Source organism: Paenibacillus sp. Mc5Re-14 (assembly GCF_001049835.1).
Taxonomy (GTDB): domain Bacteria; phylum Bacillota; class Bacilli; order Paenibacillales; family Paenibacillaceae; genus Paenibacillus; species Paenibacillus polymyxa_C.
This window is the reverse complement of record NZ_CVPD01000001.1, coordinates 3,197,507-3,220,055: the sequence shown is the minus strand read 5'-3', so window position 1 is coordinate 3,220,055 and position 22,549 is coordinate 3,197,507. Positions and strand designations below refer to the sequence as shown.

Annotated in this window: 39 protein-coding genes; all 39 read right to left on the bottom strand. The window is 44.9% G+C overall.

Going from position 1 to position 22,549, the window contains the following annotated elements; translation table 11 throughout:
• Window positions 1-280: 280 nt before the first annotated feature.
• The 39 genes from rpsI to BN1546_RS14460 all read right to left on the bottom strand — a co-directional run bounded on the left by rpsI (window position 281) and on the right by BN1546_RS14460 (window position 22,404).
• Window positions 281-673: a 30S ribosomal protein S9 gene (gene rpsI / locus BN1546_RS14650; protein WP_013373250.1), complete on the bottom strand. Its 393-nt coding sequence runs from the start codon at window positions 671-673 to the stop codon at window positions 281-283.
• 20 nt (window positions 674-693) lie between these two features.
• The gene (rplM, locus tag BN1546_RS14645; protein WP_013373251.1) at window positions 694-1,131 is read right to left on the bottom strand and encodes a 50S ribosomal protein L13; all 438 of its coding nucleotides are present in this window, start codon (window positions 1,129-1,131) and stop codon (window positions 694-696) included.
• Window positions 1,132-1,314: 183 nt separating this feature from the next.
• Window positions 1,315-2,100, bottom strand: coding sequence for a tRNA pseudouridine(38-40) synthase TruA (truA, locus tag BN1546_RS14640; RefSeq protein ID WP_025365929.1), 786 nt, complete (start codon window positions 2,098-2,100; stop codon window positions 1,315-1,317).
• 151 nt (window positions 2,101-2,251) lie between these two features.
• Window positions 2,252-2,617, bottom strand: a complete 366-nt coding sequence (gene rplQ / locus BN1546_RS14635; RefSeq protein WP_013373253.1) for a 50S ribosomal protein L17 — start codon at window positions 2,615-2,617, stop codon at window positions 2,252-2,254.
• A 34-nt stretch (window positions 2,618-2,651) separates the two neighbouring features.
• On the bottom strand, window positions 2,652-3,596 hold the full coding sequence (locus BN1546_RS14630; protein ID WP_013373254.1) for a DNA-directed RNA polymerase subunit alpha: 945 nt from the start codon (window positions 3,594-3,596) through the stop codon (window positions 2,652-2,654).
• Window positions 3,597-3,731: 135 nt separating this feature from the next.
• Window positions 3,732-4,127: a 30S ribosomal protein S11 gene (gene rpsK / locus BN1546_RS14625; RefSeq protein ID WP_007432559.1), complete on the bottom strand. Its 396-nt coding sequence runs from the start codon at window positions 4,125-4,127 to the stop codon at window positions 3,732-3,734.
• Window positions 4,128-4,146: 19 nt separating this feature from the next.
• Window positions 4,147-4,515 (bottom strand): 30S ribosomal protein S13, encoded by a 369-nt coding sequence (gene rpsM, locus BN1546_RS14620; RefSeq protein ID WP_007432560.1) that lies wholly within the window; start codon window positions 4,513-4,515, stop codon window positions 4,147-4,149.
• Between the two features lie 21 nt (window positions 4,516-4,536).
• Entirely contained in the window at window positions 4,537-4,650 is a 114-nt protein-coding gene (gene rpmJ, locus BN1546_RS14615; RefSeq protein ID WP_003333770.1) for a 50S ribosomal protein L36, read from the bottom strand.
• Window positions 4,651-4,768: 118 nt separating this feature from the next.
• A complete protein-coding gene (infA, locus tag BN1546_RS14610) occupies window positions 4,769-4,984 on the bottom strand; it encodes a translation initiation factor IF-1 (protein WP_006212898.1) in 216 nt (71 codons plus the stop codon).
• Between the two features lie 2 nt (window positions 4,985-4,986).
• On the bottom strand, window positions 4,987-5,295 hold the full coding sequence (locus BN1546_RS14605; protein WP_013373256.1) for a KOW domain-containing RNA-binding protein: 309 nt from the start codon (window positions 5,293-5,295) through the stop codon (window positions 4,987-4,989).
• Between the two features lie 9 nt (window positions 5,296-5,304).
• Window positions 5,305-5,844 carry a M24 family metallopeptidase gene (locus BN1546_RS14600; RefSeq protein ID WP_090738082.1) on the bottom strand — a complete coding sequence of 180 codons (540 nt, stop codon included), beginning with the start codon at window positions 5,842-5,844 and terminating at the stop codon, window positions 5,305-5,307.
• A gap of 5 nt (window positions 5,845-5,849) precedes the next feature.
• Complete coding sequence (locus BN1546_RS14595; protein ID WP_013373258.1) at window positions 5,850-6,494, bottom strand: adenylate kinase; 645 nt, start codon at window positions 6,492-6,494, stop codon at window positions 5,850-5,852.
• A 90-nt stretch (window positions 6,495-6,584) separates the two neighbouring features.
• Complete coding sequence (gene secY / locus BN1546_RS14590; protein WP_013373259.1) at window positions 6,585-7,883, bottom strand: preprotein translocase subunit SecY; 1,299 nt, start codon at window positions 7,881-7,883, stop codon at window positions 6,585-6,587.
• Window positions 7,883-8,323 carry a 50S ribosomal protein L15 gene (gene rplO, locus BN1546_RS14585; protein WP_013312149.1) on the bottom strand — a complete coding sequence of 147 codons (441 nt, stop codon included), beginning with the start codon at window positions 8,321-8,323 and terminating at the stop codon, window positions 7,883-7,885. Before rplO ends, secY begins: the two co-directional genes overlap by 1 nt.
• Window positions 8,324-8,366: 43 nt before the next feature.
• Window positions 8,367-8,552 (bottom strand): 50S ribosomal protein L30, encoded by a 186-nt coding sequence (rpmD, locus tag BN1546_RS14580; RefSeq protein WP_013373260.1) that lies wholly within the window; start codon window positions 8,550-8,552, stop codon window positions 8,367-8,369.
• A gap of 12 nt (window positions 8,553-8,564) precedes the next feature.
• The gene (gene rpsE, locus BN1546_RS14575; RefSeq protein WP_013373261.1) at window positions 8,565-9,062 is read right to left on the bottom strand and encodes a 30S ribosomal protein S5; all 498 of its coding nucleotides are present in this window, start codon (window positions 9,060-9,062) and stop codon (window positions 8,565-8,567) included.
• A gap of 27 nt (window positions 9,063-9,089) precedes the next feature.
• Window positions 9,090-9,458 (bottom strand): 50S ribosomal protein L18, encoded by a 369-nt coding sequence (gene rplR / locus BN1546_RS14570; protein WP_007432568.1) that lies wholly within the window; start codon window positions 9,456-9,458, stop codon window positions 9,090-9,092.
• Window positions 9,459-9,573: 115 nt separating this feature from the next.
• On the bottom strand, window positions 9,574-10,116 hold the full coding sequence (gene rplF, locus BN1546_RS14565; RefSeq protein WP_013373263.1) for a 50S ribosomal protein L6: 543 nt from the start codon (window positions 10,114-10,116) through the stop codon (window positions 9,574-9,576).
• Window positions 10,117-10,149: 33 nt separating this feature from the next.
• Window positions 10,150-10,548, bottom strand: coding sequence for a 30S ribosomal protein S8 (gene rpsH / locus BN1546_RS14560; RefSeq protein WP_007432570.1), 399 nt, complete (start codon window positions 10,546-10,548; stop codon window positions 10,150-10,152).
• 32 nt (window positions 10,549-10,580) lie between these two features.
• Window positions 10,581-10,766, bottom strand: a complete 186-nt coding sequence (locus BN1546_RS14555; RefSeq protein ID WP_010348808.1) for a type Z 30S ribosomal protein S14 — start codon at window positions 10,764-10,766, stop codon at window positions 10,581-10,583.
• A 75-nt stretch (window positions 10,767-10,841) separates the two neighbouring features.
• Complete coding sequence (gene rplE, locus BN1546_RS14550) at window positions 10,842-11,387, bottom strand: 50S ribosomal protein L5 (protein WP_007432571.1); 546 nt, start codon at window positions 11,385-11,387, stop codon at window positions 10,842-10,844.
• 31 nt (window positions 11,388-11,418) lie between these two features.
• Entirely contained in the window at window positions 11,419-11,772 is a 354-nt protein-coding gene (gene rplX / locus BN1546_RS14545; RefSeq protein WP_013312155.1) for a 50S ribosomal protein L24, read from the bottom strand.
• A gap of 36 nt (window positions 11,773-11,808) precedes the next feature.
• On the bottom strand, window positions 11,809-12,177 hold the full coding sequence (rplN, locus tag BN1546_RS14540; RefSeq protein WP_007432573.1) for a 50S ribosomal protein L14: 369 nt from the start codon (window positions 12,175-12,177) through the stop codon (window positions 11,809-11,811).
• A 34-nt stretch (window positions 12,178-12,211) separates the two neighbouring features.
• Window positions 12,212-12,475: a 30S ribosomal protein S17 gene (gene rpsQ, locus BN1546_RS14535; RefSeq protein WP_007432574.1), complete on the bottom strand. Its 264-nt coding sequence runs from the start codon at window positions 12,473-12,475 to the stop codon at window positions 12,212-12,214.
• A gap of 50 nt (window positions 12,476-12,525) precedes the next feature.
• Window positions 12,526-12,723: a 50S ribosomal protein L29 gene (rpmC, locus tag BN1546_RS14530; RefSeq protein ID WP_007432575.1), complete on the bottom strand. Its 198-nt coding sequence runs from the start codon at window positions 12,721-12,723 to the stop codon at window positions 12,526-12,528.
• Window positions 12,713-13,147, bottom strand: a complete 435-nt coding sequence (gene rplP / locus BN1546_RS14525) for a 50S ribosomal protein L16 (protein ID WP_007432576.1) — start codon at window positions 13,145-13,147, stop codon at window positions 12,713-12,715. The genes rpmC and rplP overlap by 11 nt, the downstream gene beginning before the upstream one ends.
• 2 nt (window positions 13,148-13,149) lie before the next feature.
• Window positions 13,150-13,815 (bottom strand): 30S ribosomal protein S3, encoded by a 666-nt coding sequence (gene rpsC, locus BN1546_RS14520; protein ID WP_007432577.1) that lies wholly within the window; start codon window positions 13,813-13,815, stop codon window positions 13,150-13,152.
• A gap of 13 nt (window positions 13,816-13,828) precedes the next feature.
• The gene (rplV, locus tag BN1546_RS14515) at window positions 13,829-14,161 is read right to left on the bottom strand and encodes a 50S ribosomal protein L22 (RefSeq protein ID WP_007432578.1); all 333 of its coding nucleotides are present in this window, start codon (window positions 14,159-14,161) and stop codon (window positions 13,829-13,831) included.
• Window positions 14,162-14,196: 35 nt separating this feature from the next.
• The gene (gene rpsS / locus BN1546_RS14510; RefSeq protein WP_007432579.1) at window positions 14,197-14,475 is read right to left on the bottom strand and encodes a 30S ribosomal protein S19; all 279 of its coding nucleotides are present in this window, start codon (window positions 14,473-14,475) and stop codon (window positions 14,197-14,199) included.
• Between the two features lie 72 nt (window positions 14,476-14,547).
• The gene (gene rplB / locus BN1546_RS14505) at window positions 14,548-15,378 is read right to left on the bottom strand and encodes a 50S ribosomal protein L2 (protein WP_016818651.1); all 831 of its coding nucleotides are present in this window, start codon (window positions 15,376-15,378) and stop codon (window positions 14,548-14,550) included.
• A 30-nt stretch (window positions 15,379-15,408) separates the two neighbouring features.
• Window positions 15,409-15,699 (bottom strand): 50S ribosomal protein L23, encoded by a 291-nt coding sequence (gene rplW, locus BN1546_RS14500; RefSeq protein ID WP_013373266.1) that lies wholly within the window; start codon window positions 15,697-15,699, stop codon window positions 15,409-15,411.
• A complete protein-coding gene (gene rplD, locus BN1546_RS14495; RefSeq protein ID WP_013312160.1) occupies window positions 15,699-16,322 on the bottom strand; it encodes a 50S ribosomal protein L4 in 624 nt (207 codons plus the stop codon). The genes rplW and rplD overlap by 1 nt, the downstream gene beginning before the upstream one ends.
• A gap of 26 nt (window positions 16,323-16,348) precedes the next feature.
• Window positions 16,349-16,972 (bottom strand): 50S ribosomal protein L3, encoded by a 624-nt coding sequence (gene rplC, locus BN1546_RS14490; protein ID WP_013312161.1) that lies wholly within the window; start codon window positions 16,970-16,972, stop codon window positions 16,349-16,351.
• A 32-nt stretch (window positions 16,973-17,004) separates the two neighbouring features.
• The gene (rpsJ, locus tag BN1546_RS14485; RefSeq protein ID WP_005544556.1) at window positions 17,005-17,313 is read right to left on the bottom strand and encodes a 30S ribosomal protein S10; all 309 of its coding nucleotides are present in this window, start codon (window positions 17,311-17,313) and stop codon (window positions 17,005-17,007) included.
• A 341-nt stretch (window positions 17,314-17,654) separates the two neighbouring features.
• A complete protein-coding gene (gene tuf, locus BN1546_RS14480) occupies window positions 17,655-18,845 on the bottom strand; it encodes an elongation factor Tu (RefSeq protein WP_013373267.1) in 1,191 nt (396 codons plus the stop codon).
• A 93-nt stretch (window positions 18,846-18,938) separates the two neighbouring features.
• Complete coding sequence (gene fusA, locus BN1546_RS14475; protein ID WP_016324746.1) at window positions 18,939-21,017, bottom strand: elongation factor G; 2,079 nt, start codon at window positions 21,015-21,017, stop codon at window positions 18,939-18,941.
• Between the two features lie 47 nt (window positions 21,018-21,064).
• Window positions 21,065-21,535, bottom strand: a complete 471-nt coding sequence (gene rpsG, locus BN1546_RS14470) for a 30S ribosomal protein S7 (RefSeq protein ID WP_007432586.1) — start codon at window positions 21,533-21,535, stop codon at window positions 21,065-21,067.
• Between the two features lie 50 nt (window positions 21,536-21,585).
• Complete coding sequence (gene rpsL, locus BN1546_RS14465) at window positions 21,586-22,008, bottom strand: 30S ribosomal protein S12 (RefSeq protein ID WP_007432587.1); 423 nt, start codon at window positions 22,006-22,008, stop codon at window positions 21,586-21,588.
• A 144-nt stretch (window positions 22,009-22,152) separates the two neighbouring features.
• The gene (locus BN1546_RS14460) at window positions 22,153-22,404 is read right to left on the bottom strand and encodes a ribosomal L7Ae/L30e/S12e/Gadd45 family protein (protein ID WP_013373271.1); all 252 of its coding nucleotides are present in this window, start codon (window positions 22,402-22,404) and stop codon (window positions 22,153-22,155) included.
• Window positions 22,405-22,549: the final 145 nt, after the last annotated feature.

Here is a 22,549-nt window from a genome sequence, read left to right as displayed (position 1 = left end):
TTCTCTGATCTTTTTAATTAGTCACAGGTTGTGAACATTACAGGATAAACCGTGTTAAAATAGCACACTATATTTGTGCATAACTATACCTACTTTAGTAACATCGTGGATAACTTACGTATTCCAGACAGTATATGCGCTTATTTATGTATTGCAGAGCAGATGAAGCAATAAAACTCTAGTGTAGATCCATTTATCCACATGTGGTTAATGAGCAGCAAATAATCTAAATAAAAAAGAACCCTTTCCATAAGGAAAAGGTTCTTCTGTATTCGAAATATTAACGTTTCGAGAACTGTGGTGCACGACGAGCGGCTTTGAGACCGTACTTTTTACGTTCTTTCATACGTGGGTCACGAGTCAAGAATCCTGCTTTTTTCAAAGCTGGACGGAATTCTGGGTCTGCTTTCAACAGAGCACGGGAAATACCGTGACGGATTGCGCCTGCTTGACCAGAGATACCACCACCATGAGCGATAACGAGTACGTCATAGCTGCCAAGTGTTTCTGTCAGATTCAGTGGTTGTTTTACGATCAGTTTGAGAGTTTCCAAACCGAAATATTCATTAATATCACGCTTATTGATGACAATGCGTCCTTCACCCGGTACGAGACGAACACGAGCTACCGAATGTTTACGACGACCTGTCCCATAGTATTGTACTTGTGCCATGAAACTGTCCTCCCTTTTAATTATCCGCGAAGTTCGTAAACTTCAGGTTTTTGTGCTGCATGTGGATGCTCTGTACCTCTGTAAGCTTTAAGTCTCAGCTTCATTTTGTCGCCTTGACGAGTTTTAGGAAGCATACCGTGAACAGCCAATTCCAACATACGTTCAGGTTTGTTCTTAACCATATCTTGTGCAACTGTTACTTTCAGACCACCTGGGTGCAGGGAGTGACGATAGTATTTCTTGTTCTCCATTTTTTTACCGGTCAATACGATTTTCTCCGCATTGATTACAACAACAAAATCACCTGTGTCCACATGTGGTGTAAACTGTGGCTTGTGTTTGCCGCGAATCAACGCAGCCGCTTCGCTTGCCAGACGGCCGAGCGTTTTGCCTTCGGCATCAATGATGTGCCAGTTGCGCTCAACTTCATTTGGCTTCGCCATATACGTAGTACGCATGAAAAGTATCCTCCTTAAGTTCGTTAACAGAAATCATCATTTATCTTCGTTCGTTAAGTTGCTGCATTATTGATGGATTAGATGTTGCTATAAAGTGATTATCTTAATTGGGGCTGTGGGAAAGCCATTAAGAAAACACAACTTTTATATTACAGGATAACCATCAATTCTGCAAGGGAAAAATCAATGTTTTTTGATGTTTTCTTCGTACTCTACATTCCAGAGCGTTAAAGCGTGTCCAACGGCAGTAGGTCCGGCCTTTGAACGGTTTTTTGCTTCCAAAATGGAAGGAATATCATCCGGCGATTTTTTGCCTTCTCCCACTTCCAGCAAAGTCCCCATTATAATCCGAACCATGTGCTGCAAAAATCCGCTACCTGTAATATACGTATGAATAATTCCCTGATCATCCGACCCAGGACGCGAAAAGGAATGGTCTACCGTTATATAGGCTTCGTAAATAGTGCGAACATGGTTCGTCTTTTGGGAACGTCGAGATGCGAACGAAGTATAGTCAAAGGTGCCCACTAAATGAGCCAACCCCTTTTCCATCGCTCTTACATCCAGACTCGTTGGATGATGGGCCTGTGTACGACGGTGAAAGATGTCTGGAAAACGGTTCGCATTAATACTGTACCGATACGTCTTCCGCTTCGCCATTCGGCGTGCATGAAAGGACAGTGGCACCTCTCTCGCATCCGTAACGATGATATCACGAGGCAGCCAGGCATTAAGTGCCAGACACCAGCGATGTATCGGAATCGGCGATTCAGTATGAAAATTGAATACCTGCCCGTATGCATGCACACCTGCATCTGTCCGTCCTGAGCCCGTAATTTTCAGACGTTCGCCCGTCAATGAGTATATAGCATTTTCAAGGCAGTCCTGAATAGTGTTGCCACTAGGCTGCGTCTGAAAGCCATCATAGTGGGTTCCATCATAGTTCACCTTCATGCACAAGTTCCGCATGCTTCTCACACCTTTGTAGGGGTATTCTCTGGCCTTACAGGAAATAACCGAACATAACAAAGGAGAAGCCCCTCGAGGACTCCTCCAAGAGAAAAAAAGGGTTGTTCAGAATCAAGCCGATTCTGTCCACCCTTCCCTCATCTTCGCCTGTTTACGCGCGGTCAACCAATTCCAGATATACCATTGGAGCGGCGTCGCCACGACGAGGTCCCAGTTTCAGGATACGAGTGTATCCACCTGGACGCTCATTGTAACGTGTAGCCAATTCGCTAAACAGCTTTTGGATTGCATCCTGCTCACCATCCAAAGTTTCACGGCGAACGAACGCAGCCACTTGACGACGTGCGTGCAGATCTCCTTTTTTCGCTTTGGTGATCAGTTTTTCAGCAATAGAACGAACTTCTTTCGCTTTAGCCTCAGTAGTTTGGATACGCTCATACAAGAACAGATCGGTTACCAAATCACGAAACAAAGCTTTACGGGCACTAGAATTACGGCCCAATTTTTGGTATGCCATGTAGTTTCCCCTCCTTCACAAAAACGTTGCTGTGCTATTCTTCCGTACGAAGTCCTAAACCAAGTTCCTCGAGCTTCTCTTGTACTTCTTCCAAAGATTTGCGACCCAAGTTACGGACCTTCATCATATCTTCTTCAGATTTAGTCGTGAGTTCTTGTACCGTATTGATACCAGCGCGCTTAAGGCAGTTATAGGAACGGACGGAGAGATCCAGCTCTTCGATCGTCATTTCAAGAACTTTTTCTTTTTTGTCTTCTTCTTTTTCGACCATAATTTCTGCATCTTTTGCTTCATCCGTGAGACCCACGAATAGCATCACATGCTCGGTCAAAATTTTGGCTCCAAGGCTCACAGCTTCTTCAGGACGAATAGTTCCGTCAGTCCAAACCTCAAGTGTCAGCTTGTCATAATTCGTAACCTGGCCGACACGCGTATTTTCTACGCCGTAGTTCACGCGTGCAATCGGAGTGTAGATGGAGTCGACGGGAATGACGCCGATCGGCTGGTCATCACGTTTATTCCGATCCTGCTTAACGTAACCGCGACCGCGATTGGCAAAAATACGCATGTGAAGTCTCGAACCCGGTCCGAGCGTTGCAATGTGAAGATCCGGATTAAGAATTTCCACATCACTATCCGCACGGATATCACCTGCCGTTACAACTCCTTCGCCTTCCGCATCGATTTCGAGTACTTTCTCTTCATCTGAGTGGATTTTAAGCGATAAAGCTTTCAAGTTCAGAATGATCTCCGTTACGTCTTCCTTCACACCGGGAACCGTTGCAAACTCGTGCAGAACCCCATCGATCTGAACCGATGTGACTGCTGCCCCCGGTAACGAGGATAACAGAATACGGCGAAGCGAGTTCCCAAGCGTCGTACCGTATCCGCGTTCCAGCGGTTCTACTACGAATTTTCCATAGGTGCCATCATCATTGACGTCAACCGTCTCAATTTTCGGCTTTTCGATTTCTATCACTGCAATATCCCTCCTTCAAAACGTCGCTCCTATATGAAACATTCACCTTATCCATAGTCTATCATGCAGTATACCTAAACATCCATTCTTGGCAGTTTGTGCCGGATCTATACTACACGCAGAGGAGAAATCTCATTAGACGCGACGACGTTTTGGAGGACGGCATCCGTTATGAGGTACCGGAGTTACGTCTTTGATCAGGTTAACTTCCAGACCAGCAGCTTGCAAAGAGCGGATTGCTGCTTCGCGACCTGCACCAGGTCCTTTAACCATGACTTCGACTGTCTTCATGCCGTGTTCCATAGCAGCTTTAGCAGCAGTTTCTGCGGCCATTTGCGCTGCGAATGGAGTAGATTTACGGGAACCACGGAATCCCATGCCGCCTGAGCTGGCCCAAGAGATTGCGTTACCGTGTGGATCTGTGATCGTAACGATCGTGTTGTTGAACGTGGAACGGATGTGTGCCACGCCACTCTCGATATTTTTACGGTCACGGCGTTTTGTGCGTACAACTTTTTTCGGTTTAGCCATTGAATGTTATCCTCCCTTCTTATTTCTTCTTGTTCGCTACAGTCCGACGAGGACCTTTACGGGTACGAGCATTAGTTTTAGTACGTTGTCCGCGAACAGGCAATCCACGACGGTGACGAACACCACGGTAGCAGCCAATCTCAGTCAGACGTTTAATATTCAAGGAAATTTCACGACGCAGATCGCCTTCTACTTTAACTTCTTTGTCGATCGTTTCACGTAATTTGCTCACTTCATCTTCAGTCAAATCACGAACACGCGTGTTTGCACTGATGCCTGTTTCCTTCAAAATTTTCTGAGAAGTCGTCTTACCGATTCCGAAAATGTAAGTCAAGGCGATCTCAACGCGTTTGTCACGTGGCAAATCCACACCAGCTATACGAGCCATTTTACGCTACACCCCCTTCTATTAACCTTGTTTTTGTTTGTGTTTCGGATTTTCGCAAATAACCATTACATTCCCTTTGCGGCGAATGACTTTGCATTTCTCGCAAATAGGTTTTACAGAAGGTCTTACCTTCATGTTGATTACCTCCTCCAAGCTTTACCCTGGTAAAACTCGCTTCGTGAACATTCACATCGTTTTGCCGAGCAAAACAAGTTTTTTTAAATGACATACGTTTAATAAAAACCTGCATGAATTACTTGCGGTACGTTATACGGCCTTTGGTTAAATCGTAAGGCGATAACTGTACAACCACCTTGTCGCCTGTCAAAATACGGATAAAGTGCATCCGCAGCTTTCCGGAAACATGAGCAAGAATTTGATGACCGTTCTCCAGCTCTACCTTGAACGTAGCGTTCGGCAGTGGCTCGATTACCGTACCTTCAACCTCAATGACATCTTCTTTGGCCAAAGTCAGTCTCCTTTCTCTTCAGCTTGGTATTCGGACGAGTCCAGGAAAGTTTTCACTGCATGCCGCAGTTTTCCGTTCGTCACCCGACCGCTTTCGTTTAAACTATTTACAATCTCGCTACTAATCTTTGGCTGAGGCACCAAATGAAGAACATTTTTCTTCTTCGCTTGATCAAACTTTCGTTTATCCCCATCCGCAATATACACAAACCTGCTATCTGCTATTGAAACGACAACCGCAATCTGTCCGGCACCTCTGCCTTTCAGAATCTTCACCAGCTGACCGATTTGCAGGTTTCCTTGCTGATTCATTCCAATCACCTACGCACTCAGTTTCGTGAAAATGTCCATGTCGTCCACTTCGTCCGTCACCAATTGCTCATAAGGAGTACAAGAGATTACGTTCATCGTAACGACCGTCCAGTTGTCTTCTAGCGTCCCTACAAGGTGAGTACCTATTGGAATCATTGATTCAATAGCCAGCACAATGCCGGTTTTCAGCCTCGGTCCCTGCTCGGAAATACCACGGTTTGGATTCTCAATATATTGCCGAATGGCATGCGACATTGTAAACTGGCGAGTTTTAGTAAGGACATCGCCTTTGTTTAACTTGCGTTTGCCGGGAAATCCGTGCACCAGTTGTTCGTTGACTGAAGCGCAAATGCTAGCAGGAAAACCGTTATAACCTTTAAAAGACGGCACAGCTCCCTGACTGCGAATATACCGATCAGCTAAATGATCAAGTTCACCGGTCGTAATACCGGGCTCGATGTGTCCTGCTAAGAAATGACTCGTTGCCGAATTCATTTTCCTAGCTTTCCTCATAAAGCTTGATTCCGTCCCCGACTTGCAAATGATCATTACAGCTAACCCCGCAACAAGGACACGATATTTTGGGAAACCACATCAATATCCTGTTCTCCGTCAATATGACGCAGAAGATTCTGGTTCTCATAAAACGTGAGGAGTGGTGCTGTTTTATTACTATATTCGTCAAGTCGTGTTCTTACGCTATCTTCGTTATCGTCAGGACGCTGATAGAGTTCACCACCGTCTTTATCGCAAATGCCTTCAACCTTAGGAGGATTAAAGACAATATGATAGCTAGCTCCGCAGCTTTTACAAACTCGCCGTCCTGTGATTCGTGCCAACAAGTTGTCACGATCCACTTTCAGGTTGATGACATCATCCAGCTTCGTGTTCAAACGACCCAAAATTTGATCCAAGGCTTCAGCTTGAGCTAAAGTTCTTGGAAAACCGTCTAGCAAGAAACCTTTCTTGCAATCCGGCTGCTGTAGTCGTTCTTCAACGATACCGATTGTTACATCATCCGGAACAAGTTCACCCTTGTCAATATACTCTTTGGCTTTAATGCCAATAGGTGTTCCCTGTTTCATCGCTAGGCGAAACGCATCACCTGTCGAGATATGAGGAATGCCGAACTCCTTCACAATGACATCTGCTTGTGTACCTTTACCAGCCCCCGGAGGGCCCATGATCAAAATATTCACAATCTGTCACTCCTCAAGACGACCCCTACACAAGAAACAGCACAAAAGGTGCCGGTAAGCATGCGAACATCCTATGCCGGTACCTATTGCCTATTTGTTGATGAAGCCTTTGTAATGGCGTTTGATCAGTTGGCTTTCGATTTGCTTCATCGTATCCAATGCTACACCAATAATGATGAGCAATGAAGTACCGCCAATTTGCACGGAACGAGGCAAGCCCGAAAGCGAACCGAAGAATACCGGCAAAACGGATATGACTGCTAGGAACAAAGCTCCTGTCATTGTCAAACGTGACATTACTCGTGTCAAGTATTTCTCCGTAGCTTTACCTGGGCGAATACCCGGGATATAACCGCCGTTTTTCTTCATGTTGTCGGCCATTTGCTGCGGATTCATCTGTACAAAGGTATAGAAGAATGTGAAACCGATAATCATTACGACATACAAAACCATGCCCAGCGGCTTGTCATAATACAAGTAAGTGGTAATCCACTTAGCCCAAGCATGATCTGCCCAGAAACTCGCAATAATTGTCGGGAATTGCAGCAATGATACCGCAAAGATTACCGGAATAACGCCTGCCGCATTTATTTTCATCGGAATATGCGTATTCTGGCCACCGTACATCTTGTTGCCAACTACACGTTTAGCGTATTGTACTGGAATTTTCCGAATACCTTGTTGGATGTAGATAACACCCACAATAATCAGAACAACCACCAAGGCAATGATAATTGCCTTCAGGATATTCATAAACAGCTGATCTGCTTGAATAAACTGAGATTCTACAATCGTCCGAATATGTCTTGGAATACCTGCCGCGATCCCTGCGAAGATTACAATAGAGATACCATTACCAATTCCCTTTTCGGTAATTTGCTCACCAAGCCACATAAGGAACGTAGTCCCTGCTGTAAGCACAATGGCAATAACCAGATAATCAGCAAAAGTAGCACCTGGAATCATCGCTGCACCGTACAGTCGATTGAAACCAATCGACGTTCCGAATGCTTGGATTAAGCCTAGTATTACAGTACCATACCGTGTAATTTGAGCCAATTTCTTTTTACCATGCTCTCCTTGTTTAGCCCATTCCGCAAGTTTCGGAATCACGTCCATTGACAGCAACTGTACAATGATGGACGCTGTAATATATGGCATAATCCCGAGGGCGAAGATCGAAAACTGATACAATGCGCCCCCTGAGAAGGTGTTAAGGAGTCCAAACAACTCGCTTCCTGCCTGATCCTGAGAAGTAAAGACTTGCTTATTCACACCGGGAACCGGCACGAAGGAGCCAATACGATATACAAAGAGTATAAACAGGGTAAACAGGATTCGGGTTCTAAGATCCTCAACCCGCCATATATTTTTCAGGGTCTTGAACATTAGATCACCTCGGTTTTACCGCCGGCAGCTTCAATTTTCTCTACCGCAGATTGAGAGAACTTGTTCGCTTTAACTGTCAATTTCACAGTGATTTCACCGTTACCCAGAATTTTAATTCCGGATTTCGCGTTCTTCACAATACCATTGTTCAGCAAAAACTCAGGGCTTACTTCTGTACCCGCTGCAAAACTGTTCAAATCTTCGATATTCAAAACCGCATACTCTTTACGAGTAGGATTTACGAAACCGCGTTTAGGCAAGCGACGATACAGTGGGTTTTGACCACCCTCGAAGCCCGGACGTACACCACCGCCGGAACGAGCGTTTTGACCCTTATGACCACGACCAGAAGTTTTACCCGTACCGCTACTAGGACCACGACCCAAACGCTTACGTTCTTTGCGGGAGCCTGGAGCTGGGGAAAGCTCATGTAACTTCATCGTTCGTTGCACCTCCTTGATTATTGTTAAAATACTTTATTTCTTAAGCCTCGATTTCTTTAACAGAAACCAAATGGCTAACTTGATTAATCATCCCGCGAATCGCTGCATTGTCGGGTTGAACTACTTTATGGTTGATTTTACGCAAGCCGAGCGTTTTAACAGTCGTTCTCTGAGTACCAGGACGGCCGATCAACGAACGAACGAGGGTAATTTCTAATTTCGCCATGATATTCCCTCCTTAGCCCAGCAGCTCTTCGATGGATTTGCCGCGCAATTTAGCAACATCTTCAGCGCGTTTCAAGCGGGACAAACCTTCCAAAGTCGCATTGACCATATTCATGGAATTCGAAGAACCCAAAGATTTTGTCAAGATATCACCTACACCAGCAAGTTCCAGAACAGCACGAACTGGACCACCAGCGATAACCCCAGTACCTTCCGATGCCGGTTTCAACAGAACCCGGCCAGCACCGAACTTACCTGTAACAAGGTGAGGAATTGTTGTGCCTACGAGTGGAACGTGAACCAGGTTTTTCTTAGCATCTTCAATACCTTTGCGAATCGCATCAGGTACTTCGCCCGCTTTACCGATTCCAGCGCCTACCCAGCCGTTGCCGTCGCCCACTACTACCAGAGCACTGAAGCTAAAACGGCGTCCGCCTTTGACAACTTTAGCTACACGATTAATATTTACTACTCTTTCAGTCAGTTCCAAAGTATTCGGATCTACACGCAAGTCGTTAACCTCCTTTTGAGAAATGTCTTAGAATTCAAGGCCTGCTTCGCGAGCTGCATCAGCCAAAGCTTGAATCCGTCCATGATACAAGTATCCACCACGATCAAATACGATGTTAGCATGGCCTTTTTCTTTCGCACGTTTAGCAACGAGTTCGCCAACCTTACGAGCTGCTTCTACACTACCACCGTTTTTGATTTCGCTGCTCAGCTCTTTATCCATAGTGGATGCAGAAACCAATGTTACACCAGCAACATCATCAATCAGTTGTGCGTAGATATGCTTGGAAGAGCGGAATACGTTCAAACGAGGACGTACAGCCGTACCTTCGATTTTCTTACGTACACGCAGATGTCTTCTGACACGCGCTTTATTTTTATCTTGTTTTGTAATCATCTCAAGTTTTCACTCCCTTCAGTTTGCCTTTTAAAACTTTATACTAAGACGCACTGGGTAAAAAAGAAGTACAAGTCTTTCCAGTAGAAAGACCGCACAAAAGTCGGTAAGAAACTTATTTCTTCTTACCGGCTTTACCTTCTTTACGGATGATGCGCTCGCCTTCGTATTTAATCCCTTTACCTTTGTACGGTTCAGGTTCACGAACGGAACGGATTTTAGCAGCATAGGCACCTACGCGCTCTTTATCAATTCCGCGAACGATGATTTTAGTGTTCGAAGGAACTTCGAATTCGATGCCCGCTTCCGGTGAAATTTCAACCGGATGAGAGTATCCAACGTTCAGAACGATTTTATCTCCGGATTTGCTTGCACGATATCCGACCCCAACCAGCTCCAGAGATTTTGAAAAGCCTTCAGTTACACCACTTACCATGTTATTGACAACGCTGCGGGTTGTTCCATGCAAAGAGCGGTGAAGTTTGTTGTCCGAAGGACGAACTACATTAATTTCATTATTTTCCACAGTAACGGACATGTCTTTATGAAGCTCACGAGTCAATGTTCCTTTAGGACCTTTAACTGTGATCACTGTGTTGTTCAAAGTCACGTCAACACCACTTGGTACTGTGATTGGTTTACGACCAATACGGGACATATCTGTTGCACCTCCTATCTTTTAAACGTTAAATTACCAAACGTAGCAAACCACTTCTCCGCCGGCTTTGGACTGACGTGCTTCTTTGTCGGTCATGATACCTTTGGATGTTGAAATGATTGCGATCCCGAGTCCACCCAGTACGCGTGGAATCTCATTGCTCTTCGTGTAAACGCGAAGACCTGGTTTACTGATTCTTTTCAAACCTGTGATAACACGCTCGTTGTTCGCACCGTATTTCAAGAAAATACGGATGATCCCTTGTTTGCTATCTTCAACAAATTCCGCATCACGAATGAATCCTTCACGTTTCAGGATGTCGGCGATTTGTTTTTTCATTGTAGATGCAGGCATTTCTACTGTTTCGTGGCGAACAGTGTTCGCGTTACGAATACGAGTAAGCATATCTGCAATTGGATCAGACATAGTCATTGTGTATAAACCTCCTTCCCAAACAGGACTTTTTACCAGCTTGCTTTTTTCACGCCAGGAATCTGGCCTTTATAAGCTAATTCACGGAAGCAAATTCTGCAAATCTTAAACTTTTGCAGCACCGAATGTGGACGACCACAACGTTCGCAACGAGTATAAGCACGAACTTTAAACTTTGGTGCGCGTTGTTGTTTGACTTTCATTGAAGTTTTTGCCACTTAGCCTGACACCTCCTAAATAGTTTCGGAGAACAGGGTGTCTTTAAATCAGACGCCCGAAACGTTATGCCAACATTATTTCGCGAAAGGCATGCCCAGCTGAGTCAGAAGCTCACGGGACTCTTCGTCAGTCTTGGCAGTCGTTACGATAACGATATCCATACCACGAACTTTATCAACTTGATCGTACTCGATTTCCGGGAAGATCAACTGTTCTTTCAAACCAAGCGTGTAGTTACCACGTCCGTCGAAAGCTTTTGTTGATACGCCATGGAAGTCACGTACGCGAGGGAGTGTGATGTTGAACAATTTGTCCAAGAAATAATACATACGCTCGCCACGAAGTGTTACCTTTACACCGATCGGCATGTTTTCACGCAATTTAAAACCTGCAATAGATTTTTTTGCGCGAGTGATAACTGGTTTTTGACCAGCGATCAGCTGCATGTCGTTGAGAGCCGAATCAAGTACTTTGGAGTTTTGGACTGCGTCGCCAACACCCATGTTGATTACAACTTTCTCGATTTTAGGCACTTGCATCACTGTTGTATAGTTGAACTTCTGCATCAAAGCAGGAGTGATTTCTTTCAAGAAACGTTCTTTCATTCTTGTTGTTGCCATGAATCATAGTCCTCCTTTCTTCAAAAAATAATTAGTCGATCACTTCGCCTGAACGTTTTGCAATACGCACTTTTTTTCCGTTGTCCAAAACCTTGTAACCCACACGAGTTACTTTTCCGCTCTTCGGATCAATGTGCATAACGTTGGAAACGTGAATCGGAGCTTCTTTCTCGATGATGCCGCCTTGTGGATTCAGCTGATTAGGCTTTTGGTGTTTTTTAATCATGTTAACACCTTCCACAAGCACACGGTTTTGACGAGGGTAAGCAGCGATAACGCGACCTTTTTTACCTTTATCTTTACCTGTAATCACCAGAACAGTATCGTCTTTTTTGACGTGCAGCTTGTTGTTATGGGATTCCAGAACTTTTTTCACTTTTGGCATTTCGTACACCTCCTACGGGCACATTTTAAGGTGAATTTAGATCACTTCCGGAGCCAAGGAAACGATTTTCATGAAGTCTTTATCACGAAGTTCGCGAGCAACTGGTCCGAAAATACGAGTACCGCGTGGGCTCTTGTCTTCTTTAACGACCACTGCTGCGTTCTCATCAAATCCGATGTAGGAACCGTCTTTACGGCGGATAGAACGTTTAGTACGAACGACAACCGCTCTTACTACATCACCCTTTTTGACAACGCCGCCTGGTGTTGCTTGTTTTACGGAACAAACGATCAGGTCACCAATTTGAGCTGTACGACGTCCCGTACCACCGAGCACACGGATACACATCAGTTCCTTCGCGCCGGAATTGTCAGCCACAGTCAAACGTGTAAATGGTTGAATCATTTATTTATCCTCCTTTCGGAAAAACTACACTACATTAGATTATAACAGCTTTTTCAACGATTTCGACCAGTCTCCAGTTTTTGTCTTTGGACAAAGGACGAGTTTCCATGATTTTAACAGTATCACCGATTTGTGCAGTGTTGTTTTCATCATGAGCTTTGAATTTTTTAGTCACTTTAATGCGTTTATGGTAGAGATCATGTTTTTTGTAAGTTTCTACAGCAATCACAATCGTTTTATCCATTTTGTCGCTGACTACTTTACCGACTAATACTTTACGGGCATTACGTTCGCTCATTGTTGGCCTCCTTCCTAATTACAGGCGGAATTCCCACCCGGTCTAATATCTTAGCTAATCCCAAGTTCTCTTTCACGGATCACAGTTTTAGCACGAGCAATTTCCTTACGCACAGCACCGATCCGAGTCGGGTTATCAAGCTGACCGGTAGCGAGTTGAAAACGAAGGTTGAAAAGTTCTTCTTTAAAACCAGAGATCTTTTGTTCGATTTCAGCAGTGGTAAGGTTGCGGAATTCACTAGCCTTCATTTGCTTCACCACCCAATTCTTCACGTTTCACAAACTTAGTTTTGATTGGCAGTTTGTGAGCGGCAAGACGCATTGCTTCACGAGCAATCTCTTCCGGTACACCAGCAAGTTCAAACATGATCTTACCTGGTTTCACTACTGCAACCCATTTTTCTACGTTACCTTTACCACTACCCATACGAACCTCAAGAGGCTTTTGAGTAATTGGTTTGTCAGGGAAAATTTTAATCCAAACCTTACCACCACGTTTGATGTAACGAGTCATCGCAATACGAGCAGCTTCGATTTGACGGTTAGTGATCCATGCTGGTTCAGTAGCTTGCAAACCGTACTCACCAAAATTCAGTGTAGTACCGCCTTTTGCACGACCCTTCATGTGACCACGTTGTTGTTTACGATGTTTTACGCGTTTAGGTACCAACATGATTAGTTGCCTCCTTCCTGAGGAGCTTGTTTCTTAGCTGGAGGAAGAACCTCTCCACGATAGATCCATACTTTTACGCCAAGACGGCCATAAGTAGTATGAGCTTCTGCTGTACCGTAGTCGATGTCAGCACGAAGTGTATGCAGTGGAACAGTTCCTTCGCTGTATCCTTCGGAACGAGCGATTTCGGCACCGCCAAGACGTCCGCCTACTTGAGTTTTAATTCCTTTTGCACCGGAACGCATAGTTCTTTGAATTGCTTGTTTCAACGCACGACGGAAAGAAACACGACGTTCCAATTGTTGTGCAATGCTTTCAGCAACAAGAATTGCATCCAGTTCAGGATTTTTAATTTCAGAGATATTGATGTGTACCTTTTTACCGCCTGCGATTTTAGTGATTTCATTACGCAGATTTTCAACTTCGGAACCACCCTTACCGATAACCATACCTGGTTTCGCAGTGTGAATCGTTACGTTGACACGGTTAGCTGCTCTCTCGATTTCAACACGGGATACAGCGGAGTCTTTCAATCTTTTCTTCAGATGCTCACGAATCTTAACGTCTTCCAGCAAAAGATCACCGAAATCTTTGCCTGCATACCATTTGGATTCCCAATCACGGATAATACCGATTCGGAGTCCGACGGGATTTACCTTTTGGCCCACACGTTTTCCCTCCTTATTTTTCAGATACCACCAGAGTAATATGACTGGTGCGTTTATTGATGCGGCTTGCACGACCCATTGCACGCGGGCGGAACCGTTTCATTGTAGGACCTTGGTTTACAAAAACCTCAGACACTACCAATTTATTTACGTCCATAGAGTAGTTGTGATCTGCGTTCGCGATAGCAGAATTCAACAATTTCTCAACGACTGGAGAAGCGGATTTCGGAGTGTGACGAAGAATTGCAATCGCCTCACCTACCTGCTTGCCACGAATCAAATCGATAACAAGTTTCACTTTGCGAGCGGAAATCCGCACGGATTTAGCATGTGCTTTTGCTTCCATTGAGTTACCTCCTCTCAAACACTACGCTGTGTTGATTATCTTCTTGTTTTCTTATCGTCATCCGTATGGCCTTTGTACGTACGCGTTGGAGCGAATTCGCCCAATTTGTGTCCAACCATATCTTCCGTTACGTATACAGGCACGTGTTTACGACCATCATATACACCAAACGTGTGTCCGATAAATTGCGGGAAAATCGTAGAGCGACGGGACCAAGTTTTGATCACGACTTTTTTGTCAGACTCGTTCAAAACCTCTACTTTTTTCAACAGGTAACCATCAATAAATGGTCCTTTTTTGAGACTGCGACCCATTTGTGAATCCTCCCTTCGTTAAAACGTAGTCGTTCTTTATTATGTTAACGTGCGACTTAAGCGCACGTTTTATTACTTAGTACGACGACGAACGATGTACTTATCAGATGCTTTGCCTTTTTTACGTGTCTTGTAACCAAGGGTTGGTTTACCCCATGGAGACATTGGAGATTTACGTCCGATTGGAGCGCGACCTTCACCACCACCGTGTGGGTGATCGTTAGGGTTCATAACAACACCGCGAACTTCAGGACGTTGTCCCAACCAACGACTACGACCAGCTTTACCGATCTTAACAAGTTCGTGGTCTTCGTTACCAACAGATCCAATTGTAGCACGGCAAACTTTCAGAATGCGCCGCACTTCACCAGAGGTCAAACGAATTGTAACATACTTCTCTTCTTTACCAAGAAGTTGGGCTTCCGTACCAGCAGCACGAACAAGTTGGCCACCTTTACCCGGTTTCAATTCGATATTGTGGATAACCGTACCTACTGGAATGTTTTCCAATGGCAAGGAGTTACCGATTTTAATATCGGAGTCCGGACCGGATACCACTACATCTCCTACTTTCAGACCTTTAGGAGCGATGATGTAACGTTTTTCACCATCCACATAGTGGATAAGTGCGATGTTGGACGTACGGTTTGGATCATATTCGATCGTAGCAACGCGGCCCGGTATTCCATCTTTGTTACGTTTGAAGTCAATAATACGGTATTTACGTTTGTGTCCGCCGCCATGATGACGAACTGTAATTTTACCTTGGTTATTACGTCCAGCTTGCTTGCTCAGAGGTGCCAGCAACGATTTCTCGGGCTGATTTGTTGTGATCTCCTCGAAAGTAGATACAGACATTGCACGTCTGGCCGGGGACGTCGGTTTATACTTTTTAATTGGCACTGAGTTTCCCTCCTTACTTTACAGATTCAATTATACTGTTTCAAAAAACTCAAGCGGCTTACTGTCTTTGCTCAGCGTTACGAACGCTTTTTTCCACTCGCTCGTATAGCCGGAATGACGACCGTAGCGTTTTGGTTTCGCAGGCACACGAAGTGTATTAACGTTACTTACTTTCACGTTAAAAATCGCTTCGATTGCTTTTTTAACTTCGACTTTATTGGAACGAATGTCAACTTCGAAAACATATTTCAAGTCATTCATCATACCAGCCGTACGTTCGGTGATAATCGGACGTTTGATAATATCACGAGGATCCTTCATTACGCGAGCACCTCCTCTACCTTCTGAACTGCTTCCTTCGTAATGATCAGTTTGTCGTGTCCGAGCACATCAAGAACATTAATGCCGTCTGCGGCTACAAACTTCACACCAGGAATATTACGAGCGGACAGTGCTACATTGTCATCATAGCTAGGAGCTACAATCAATGCTTTACGATCAGCTTTAAGGTTATTCAAAATGGCTGCGAATTCTTTCGTTTTAGGTCCGTTCAGTGTAAGAGCGTCCAATACGATGATTTCATTCTCAATCACTTTGGATGACAGTGCCGATTTGATCGCCAGACGACGAACTTTTTTAGGCAATTTGTAAGCATAGCTGCGTGGAGTCGGACCGAATACAGTACCGCCACCAACCCATTGTGGTGCACGAATTGAACCTTGACGAGCGCGACCAGTACCTTTTTGTTTCCAAGGTTTACGTCCGCCGCCACGTACTTCAGAACGTCCTTTTACTTTGTGAGTACCTTGACGCAGGGAAGCCAATTGCATAACAACAGCGTCATGAAGAACGTGTTTATTCGGTTCGATACCGAACACTGCATCGTTCAATTCAATTTCGCCAACTTGGCTGCCGCTAATATTAAATAGTGCTACTTTTGGCATTTTGTGCTCCTCCTTTCCTCAGTTGATTATTTTTTCACCGTTTCTAATACTTTAACGAAGCTGTTTTTAGGTCCTGGAATGGAACCTTTCACGAGCAATACATTACGTTCTGTATCGATCTTAACAACTTCAAGGCGTTGAATCGTTACCGTTTCATGCCCCATGTGTCCTGGCAAGTGTTTACCTTTAGGAACGCGGTTAGCTTGAATGGAACCCATAGAACCTGGACCTCTGTGGTAACGCGAGCCGTGTGCCATTGGTCCGCGGCTTTGTCCCCAACGTTTGATAACGCCGGCAAAACCTTTACCTTTAGAAATACCTGTTACGTCAACGAATTCGCCTTCTGTGAAGACATCAGCCTTCAGTTCTTGGCCAACCTCGTACGCAGCAAGGTCGATGCCACGAAGTTCACGAACGTAGCGCTTAGGTGCAGTATTTGCTTTTTTAGCATGCCCTGCTTCAGGTTTGTTGGATCTTTTTTCTTTTTTATCAGAGAATCCGAGTTGGATAGCTTCGTATCCATCGTTTTCCAGATCTTTCTTTTGCAGAACAACACAAGGACCAGCTTCGATAACCGTAACAGCAAGTACGTTACCTTCAGGGGTAAACACTTGAGTCATTCCGAGTTTTTTTCCTAAGATACCTTTCATGTTGACACCTCTTTTCTTTTCCTGATTACATATTACAATTTAATTTCGATATCTACACCGGACGGCAGGTCCAAGCGCATCAAGGCATCCACAGTTTGTGGAGTCGGATTAACAATGTCGATCAAACGCTTGTGTGTGCGCATTTCGAATTGTTCCCGAGAATCCTTGTACTTGTGTACCGCACGGAGAATAGTAATGATTTGTTTTTCAGTTGGCAGCGGAATTGGTCCGGAAACACCTGCACCCGAACGTTTAGCTGTTTCAACAATTTTCTCAGCGGATTGATCAAGAATTCTGTGATCGTAAGCTTTCAAACGAATACGAATTTTTTGCTTTGCCATTTTAGTCCCTCCTTCTATCGCCCAATTTGGTATCGGACATACTCCGTGAAAATTTTCCGACAGCCCTCCCATGGCAAAGGGGCCGGGTGTGTCAGTAACCTCTCACATCATCGCACAGTCACAAACAACATTAGTTATTATATCGAATACTTCTGCCTATTGCAAGCAAAAACGTAAAAAAACAATGCATCTTATTTTCAAAGATAACAATTGTGCTCGTAGCTTGCAATTTTCCTCAAGAGAAAAGCCCCCGCACCATGGCAGGGGCTCGTTTTACTTCGTTCCAATACGATGTTACTCGTTCCAGTACAATGTTGCTATATTCAAGACTCGTAGCCTTATTATTTGGAGATTGTTGCTACAGCGCCTGCACCAACTGTACGTCCACCTTCACGAATGGAGAACTTAGTTCCTTCTTCAATCGCGATTGGGCTGATCAGTTGAACAGTAACCGTAATGTTATCACCAGGCATTACCATTTCGGAACCTTCTGGCAGAGTAATGATACCAGTTACGTCAGTTGTACGGAAGTAGAACTGTGGACGGTAACCAGTGAAGAAAGGTTTGTGACGTCCGCCTTCTTCTTTAGTCAAAACGTAGATTTGAGCAGAGAATTCTGTATGTGGGTTAACAGAACCTGGTTTAGCCAATACTTGGCCACGCTCGATTTGTGCACGATCTACACCGCGAAGCAGTGCGCCGATGTTGTCACCAGCTTGAGCGGAGTCAAGCAATTTACGGAACATTTCTACGCCTGTTACTACGGATTTACGGGATTCTTCTTGAATACCGATGATTTCGATTTCGTCGCCCACTTTAACAGTACCACGCTCTACACGGCCTGTAGCAACTGTACCACGACCAGTGATGGAGAATACGTCCTCGACAGGCATAAGGAAAGGCTTGTCAGTGTCGCGTTCTGGAGTTGGGATGTAAGTGTCGATTGTTTCGAACATTTCAACGATTTTCTTAGCCCAGTCGCCATCTGGGTTTTGCAGTGCTTCACGAGCGGAACCACGAGTGATTGGAGTGTCGTCGCCTGGGAAGTCATACTCGCTCAGCAAGTCGCGAACTTCCATTTCAACCAATTCCAGCAACTCTTCGTCTTCAACCATGTCGCATTTGTTCAGGAATACAACGATGTATGGAACACCTACTTGACGGGACAAGAGGATGTGTTCGCGAGTTTGCGGCATAGGACCGTCAGCTGCGGATACAACCAGAATCGCTCCGTCCATTTGTGCAGCGCCAGTGATCATGTTTTTAACATAGTCGGCGTGACCTGGGCAGTCAACGTGTGCATAGTGACGGTTAGGTGTTTCGTATTCCACGTGTGCAGTGGAGATTGTGATACCGCGTTCGCGCTCTTCTGGAGCTTTATCGATTTGATCGAATGCTACAGCAGCACCACCGTAAGTTTTGGAAAGTACAGTTGTGATTGCAGCAGTCAAAGTTGTTTTACCATGATCGACGTGACCAATTGTACCGATATTAACGTGCGGTTTGTTACGTTCAAACTTAGCCTTTGCCATTTGAACAATTCCTCCTCAATAACATGTTTTATTTTTATGCTGTCGGAAACCCCTTGAAAAAACCTAGAGTATCCGATCAGCTAATACACTGTATTACTCGCCGCCTTTGGTTTTGGCAACGATCTCTTCAGCAATGCTCTTCGGAACTTCTTCATAGTGATGAAGCTCCATGGAGAACACACCGCGTCCTTGTGTACCGGAACGAAGTGTAGTGGAATATCCAAACATTTCGGACAATGGAACCATTGCACGAATAATTTGGGCACCACCACGGGAATCCATACCTTCAATCCGACCACGACGGGAGTTCAGCATCCCCATTACGTCACCCATGTATTCCTCTGGAACCGTTACTTCAACTTTCATAATCGGCTCAAGCAATACAGGTTTACATTTGTCTTTCGCTGCTTTCAGCGCCATTGAACCGGCAATTTTAAATGCCATTTCATTGGAATCGACATCATGGTATGATCCATCCACAATTGTAGCTTTAACGTCCACAAGCGGGAAGCCTGCAAGGACACCGTTTTTCATTTGCTCTTCAATACCAGCAAGTGCAGGTCCGATGTATTCTCTTGGAACAGAGCCACCGACAACCTTGCTTTCAAACTGGCTACCAGTACCTGCTTCGAGTGGTTCGAACTCAACCCATACGTGACCATATTGACCACGACCACCGGATTGACGAACAAACTTACCTTCAACACGTGCTGGAGCACGGAATGTTTCACGGTATGCTACCTGCGGTTTACCAACATTGGTTTCCACTTTGAACTCACGACGCATACGGTCAATGATAATGTCCAAGTGAAGCTCACCCATACCTGCCAAGATAGTTTGGCCAGTTTCTTCGTTAGTAGAAGCGCGAAGAGTTGGATCTTCTTCGGTCAACTTACCGAGTGCAACTGCCATCTTGTCTTGGTCAGCTTTGGTTTTAGGCTCAACCGCGATTTCGATAACCGGATCAGGGAAGTTCATGGATTCGAGAATAACAGGATTCTTCTCATCACACAGTGTATCACCTGTACCTGTATCTTTCAAACCTACGGCTGCCGCAATGTCACCGGAGTAAACTTCAGTGATTTCTTGACGGCTATTCGCGTGCATTTGAAGAATACGTCCGATACGTTCACGTTTGCCTTTTGTTGCATTCAATACGTAAGAACCGGATTGAAGAACACCGGAATATACGCGGAAGAATGTCAATTTACCAACGTAAGGGTCCGTCATGATTTTGAAGGCCAATGCAGAGAAAGGCTCTTCATCAGAAGAATGACGTTCAACTTCCGTTCCATCTTCCAGATGACCTTGAATACTTGGTACATCAATAGGAGCTGGCAGGTAATCAACAACAGCGTCCAGCATCAACTGAACACCTTTGTTACGGTAGGAAGATCCACAGATAACTGGGAAGATCTTAACTTCTACAACACCTTTGCGGAGAGCGGCTTTAATTTCTTCAACCGTGATCTCTTCGCCTTCAAGGTATTTCATAGTCAAATCTTCATCCAGTTCGGCAACCTTCTCAATCAATTCGTTGCGGAGTTCTTCGACTTTGTCTTTATATTCCGCAGGAATTTCGGTTTCTTCGATATTTTGACCAAGGTCATCTTTGTACATATAAGCCTTTTGCCCAACGATATCGATAATACCTAAAAAGTCATTTTCTGCACCGATTGGAAGTTGAATCGCAACTGCGTTCGCTTGAAGGCGATCACGCATATCTGCTACAACGTTCAAGAAGTCGGCACCGATAATGTCCATTTTGTTTACATATGCGATCCGTGGAACGCCATAGCGATCAGCCTGTCTCCATACAGTTTCAGACTGAGGCTCAACGCCTTCTTTCGCACTGAAAACACCAACTGCTCCGTCCAATACACGAAGGGAACGTTCAACTTCAACAGTGAAGTCAACGTGCCCCGGGGTGTCGATGATATTGACGCGGTGACCTTTCCAGGCAGCGGTCGTCGCAGCGGAAGTAATCGTGATTCCGCGCTCTTGTTCTTGTTCCATCCAGTCCATTGTCGCAGCACCTTCGTGAACTTCACCGATTTTGTGCGTACGGCCTGTGTAGAACAAGATCCGCTCTGTTGTTGTGGTTTTACCCGCGTCAATATGAGCCATGATCCCGATATTACGTGTATTTTTCAAGGAGAACTCTCTTGCCATGAAATGGGTCTCCCTTCAAAATTGAAGTTATTTTTTTGAGCTGAATCCTACCAACGATAGTGAGCAAACGCTTTGTTTGCTTCAGCCATTTTGTGCGTGTCTTCACGTTTCTTCACGGAAGCGCCTGTGTTGTTGGAAGCATCGATAATCTCAGCCGCCAAACGCTCTTCCATAGTTTTCTCGCCGCGGTTGCGGGAGTAGTTTACGAGCCAACGTAATCCCAGGGACGTACGTCTTTCTGGTTTTACCTCGATTGGTACTTGGTAGTTGGCACCGCCGACACGGCGTGCTTTAACTTCCAGGACTGGCATGATATTCTTGATAGCTGCTTCAAATACTTCCATCGGGTCATTACCCGTACGTTCTTGGATAAGCTTGAACGCATTATACAGAATGCTTTGAGCAACGCCTCGTTTTCCGTCGAGCATGATGCGGTTGATCAAGCGAGTAACCAACTTGCTGTTGTATACCGGATCTGGCAACACGTCTCTTTTGGTAACTGGACCTTTGCGTGGCATGGATATCCCCCTTTCTTACATGTTAAACCTGCATATGCGGTTTATATTCATTAGGATTTTTTAGCTTTAGGGCGTTTTGCGCCGTATTTGGAACGAGCTTGCATGCGGTTGTTTACGCCTGCAGTATCCAAAGCACCGCGAACGATGTGGTAACGTACACCCGGAAGGTCTTTTACACGACCACCGCGAATCAGCACTACGCTGTGTTCTTGAAGGTTATGTCCAATACCTGGAATGTAAGCAGTCACCTCTACACGGTTCGTCAAGCGAACACGGGCATATTTACGAAGTGCGGAGTTCGGTTTTTTCGGAGTCATAGTACCTACACGAGTGCACACTCCGCGTTTTTGCGGGGCACTGATGTCGGTAGCTTCACGTTTCAAGGCATTAAAACCTTTTTGCAAAGCCGGTGATTTCGATTTCTCGATTTTGGCTTGACGTCCTTTACGAACCAGTTGGTTAATAGTTGGCATGTTGGTTGCCACCCCCTTCCTCAATTTTTGCTGTTACTTTATAAACCTTATCTAAGCCCACAGACCCAGGCGGTTCATAAAAGAACAAATGAAAAGTCTTTGCCGCCAAGAATAACGATTCCCTAGACAAAAACGTTCCTTACCCTATTGTTTTACGATAGCAGCCATCGCGGCTCCCACTTCAATCCCGCATGCAGCTCCGAGATTTTTCATTGTATCTACGAGAGTCACTTTGACCCCGTGCTTATTGCACAAATCAATGATGTTGGAAGTGAAACGCTGATCTGCATCTTCTGCCACATATACTTCCGAGGCGAAGCCCAATTCTACCATACGAATGGTTTGTTTGGTACCGATTTTGACATGAGCATCTTGCAGTCCCTGTTCTTTAGACATATCTCATTCCTCCGAAAAGACCCAATAGCATATAGGCTGCTCACGCACCTTTGCTATATTAGCATTGACTATGAACAATGTCAAGACAATTATCAACTATAATCTATTTAAACAAAGTAATACGTTACATTTTTATAAGAAGCAC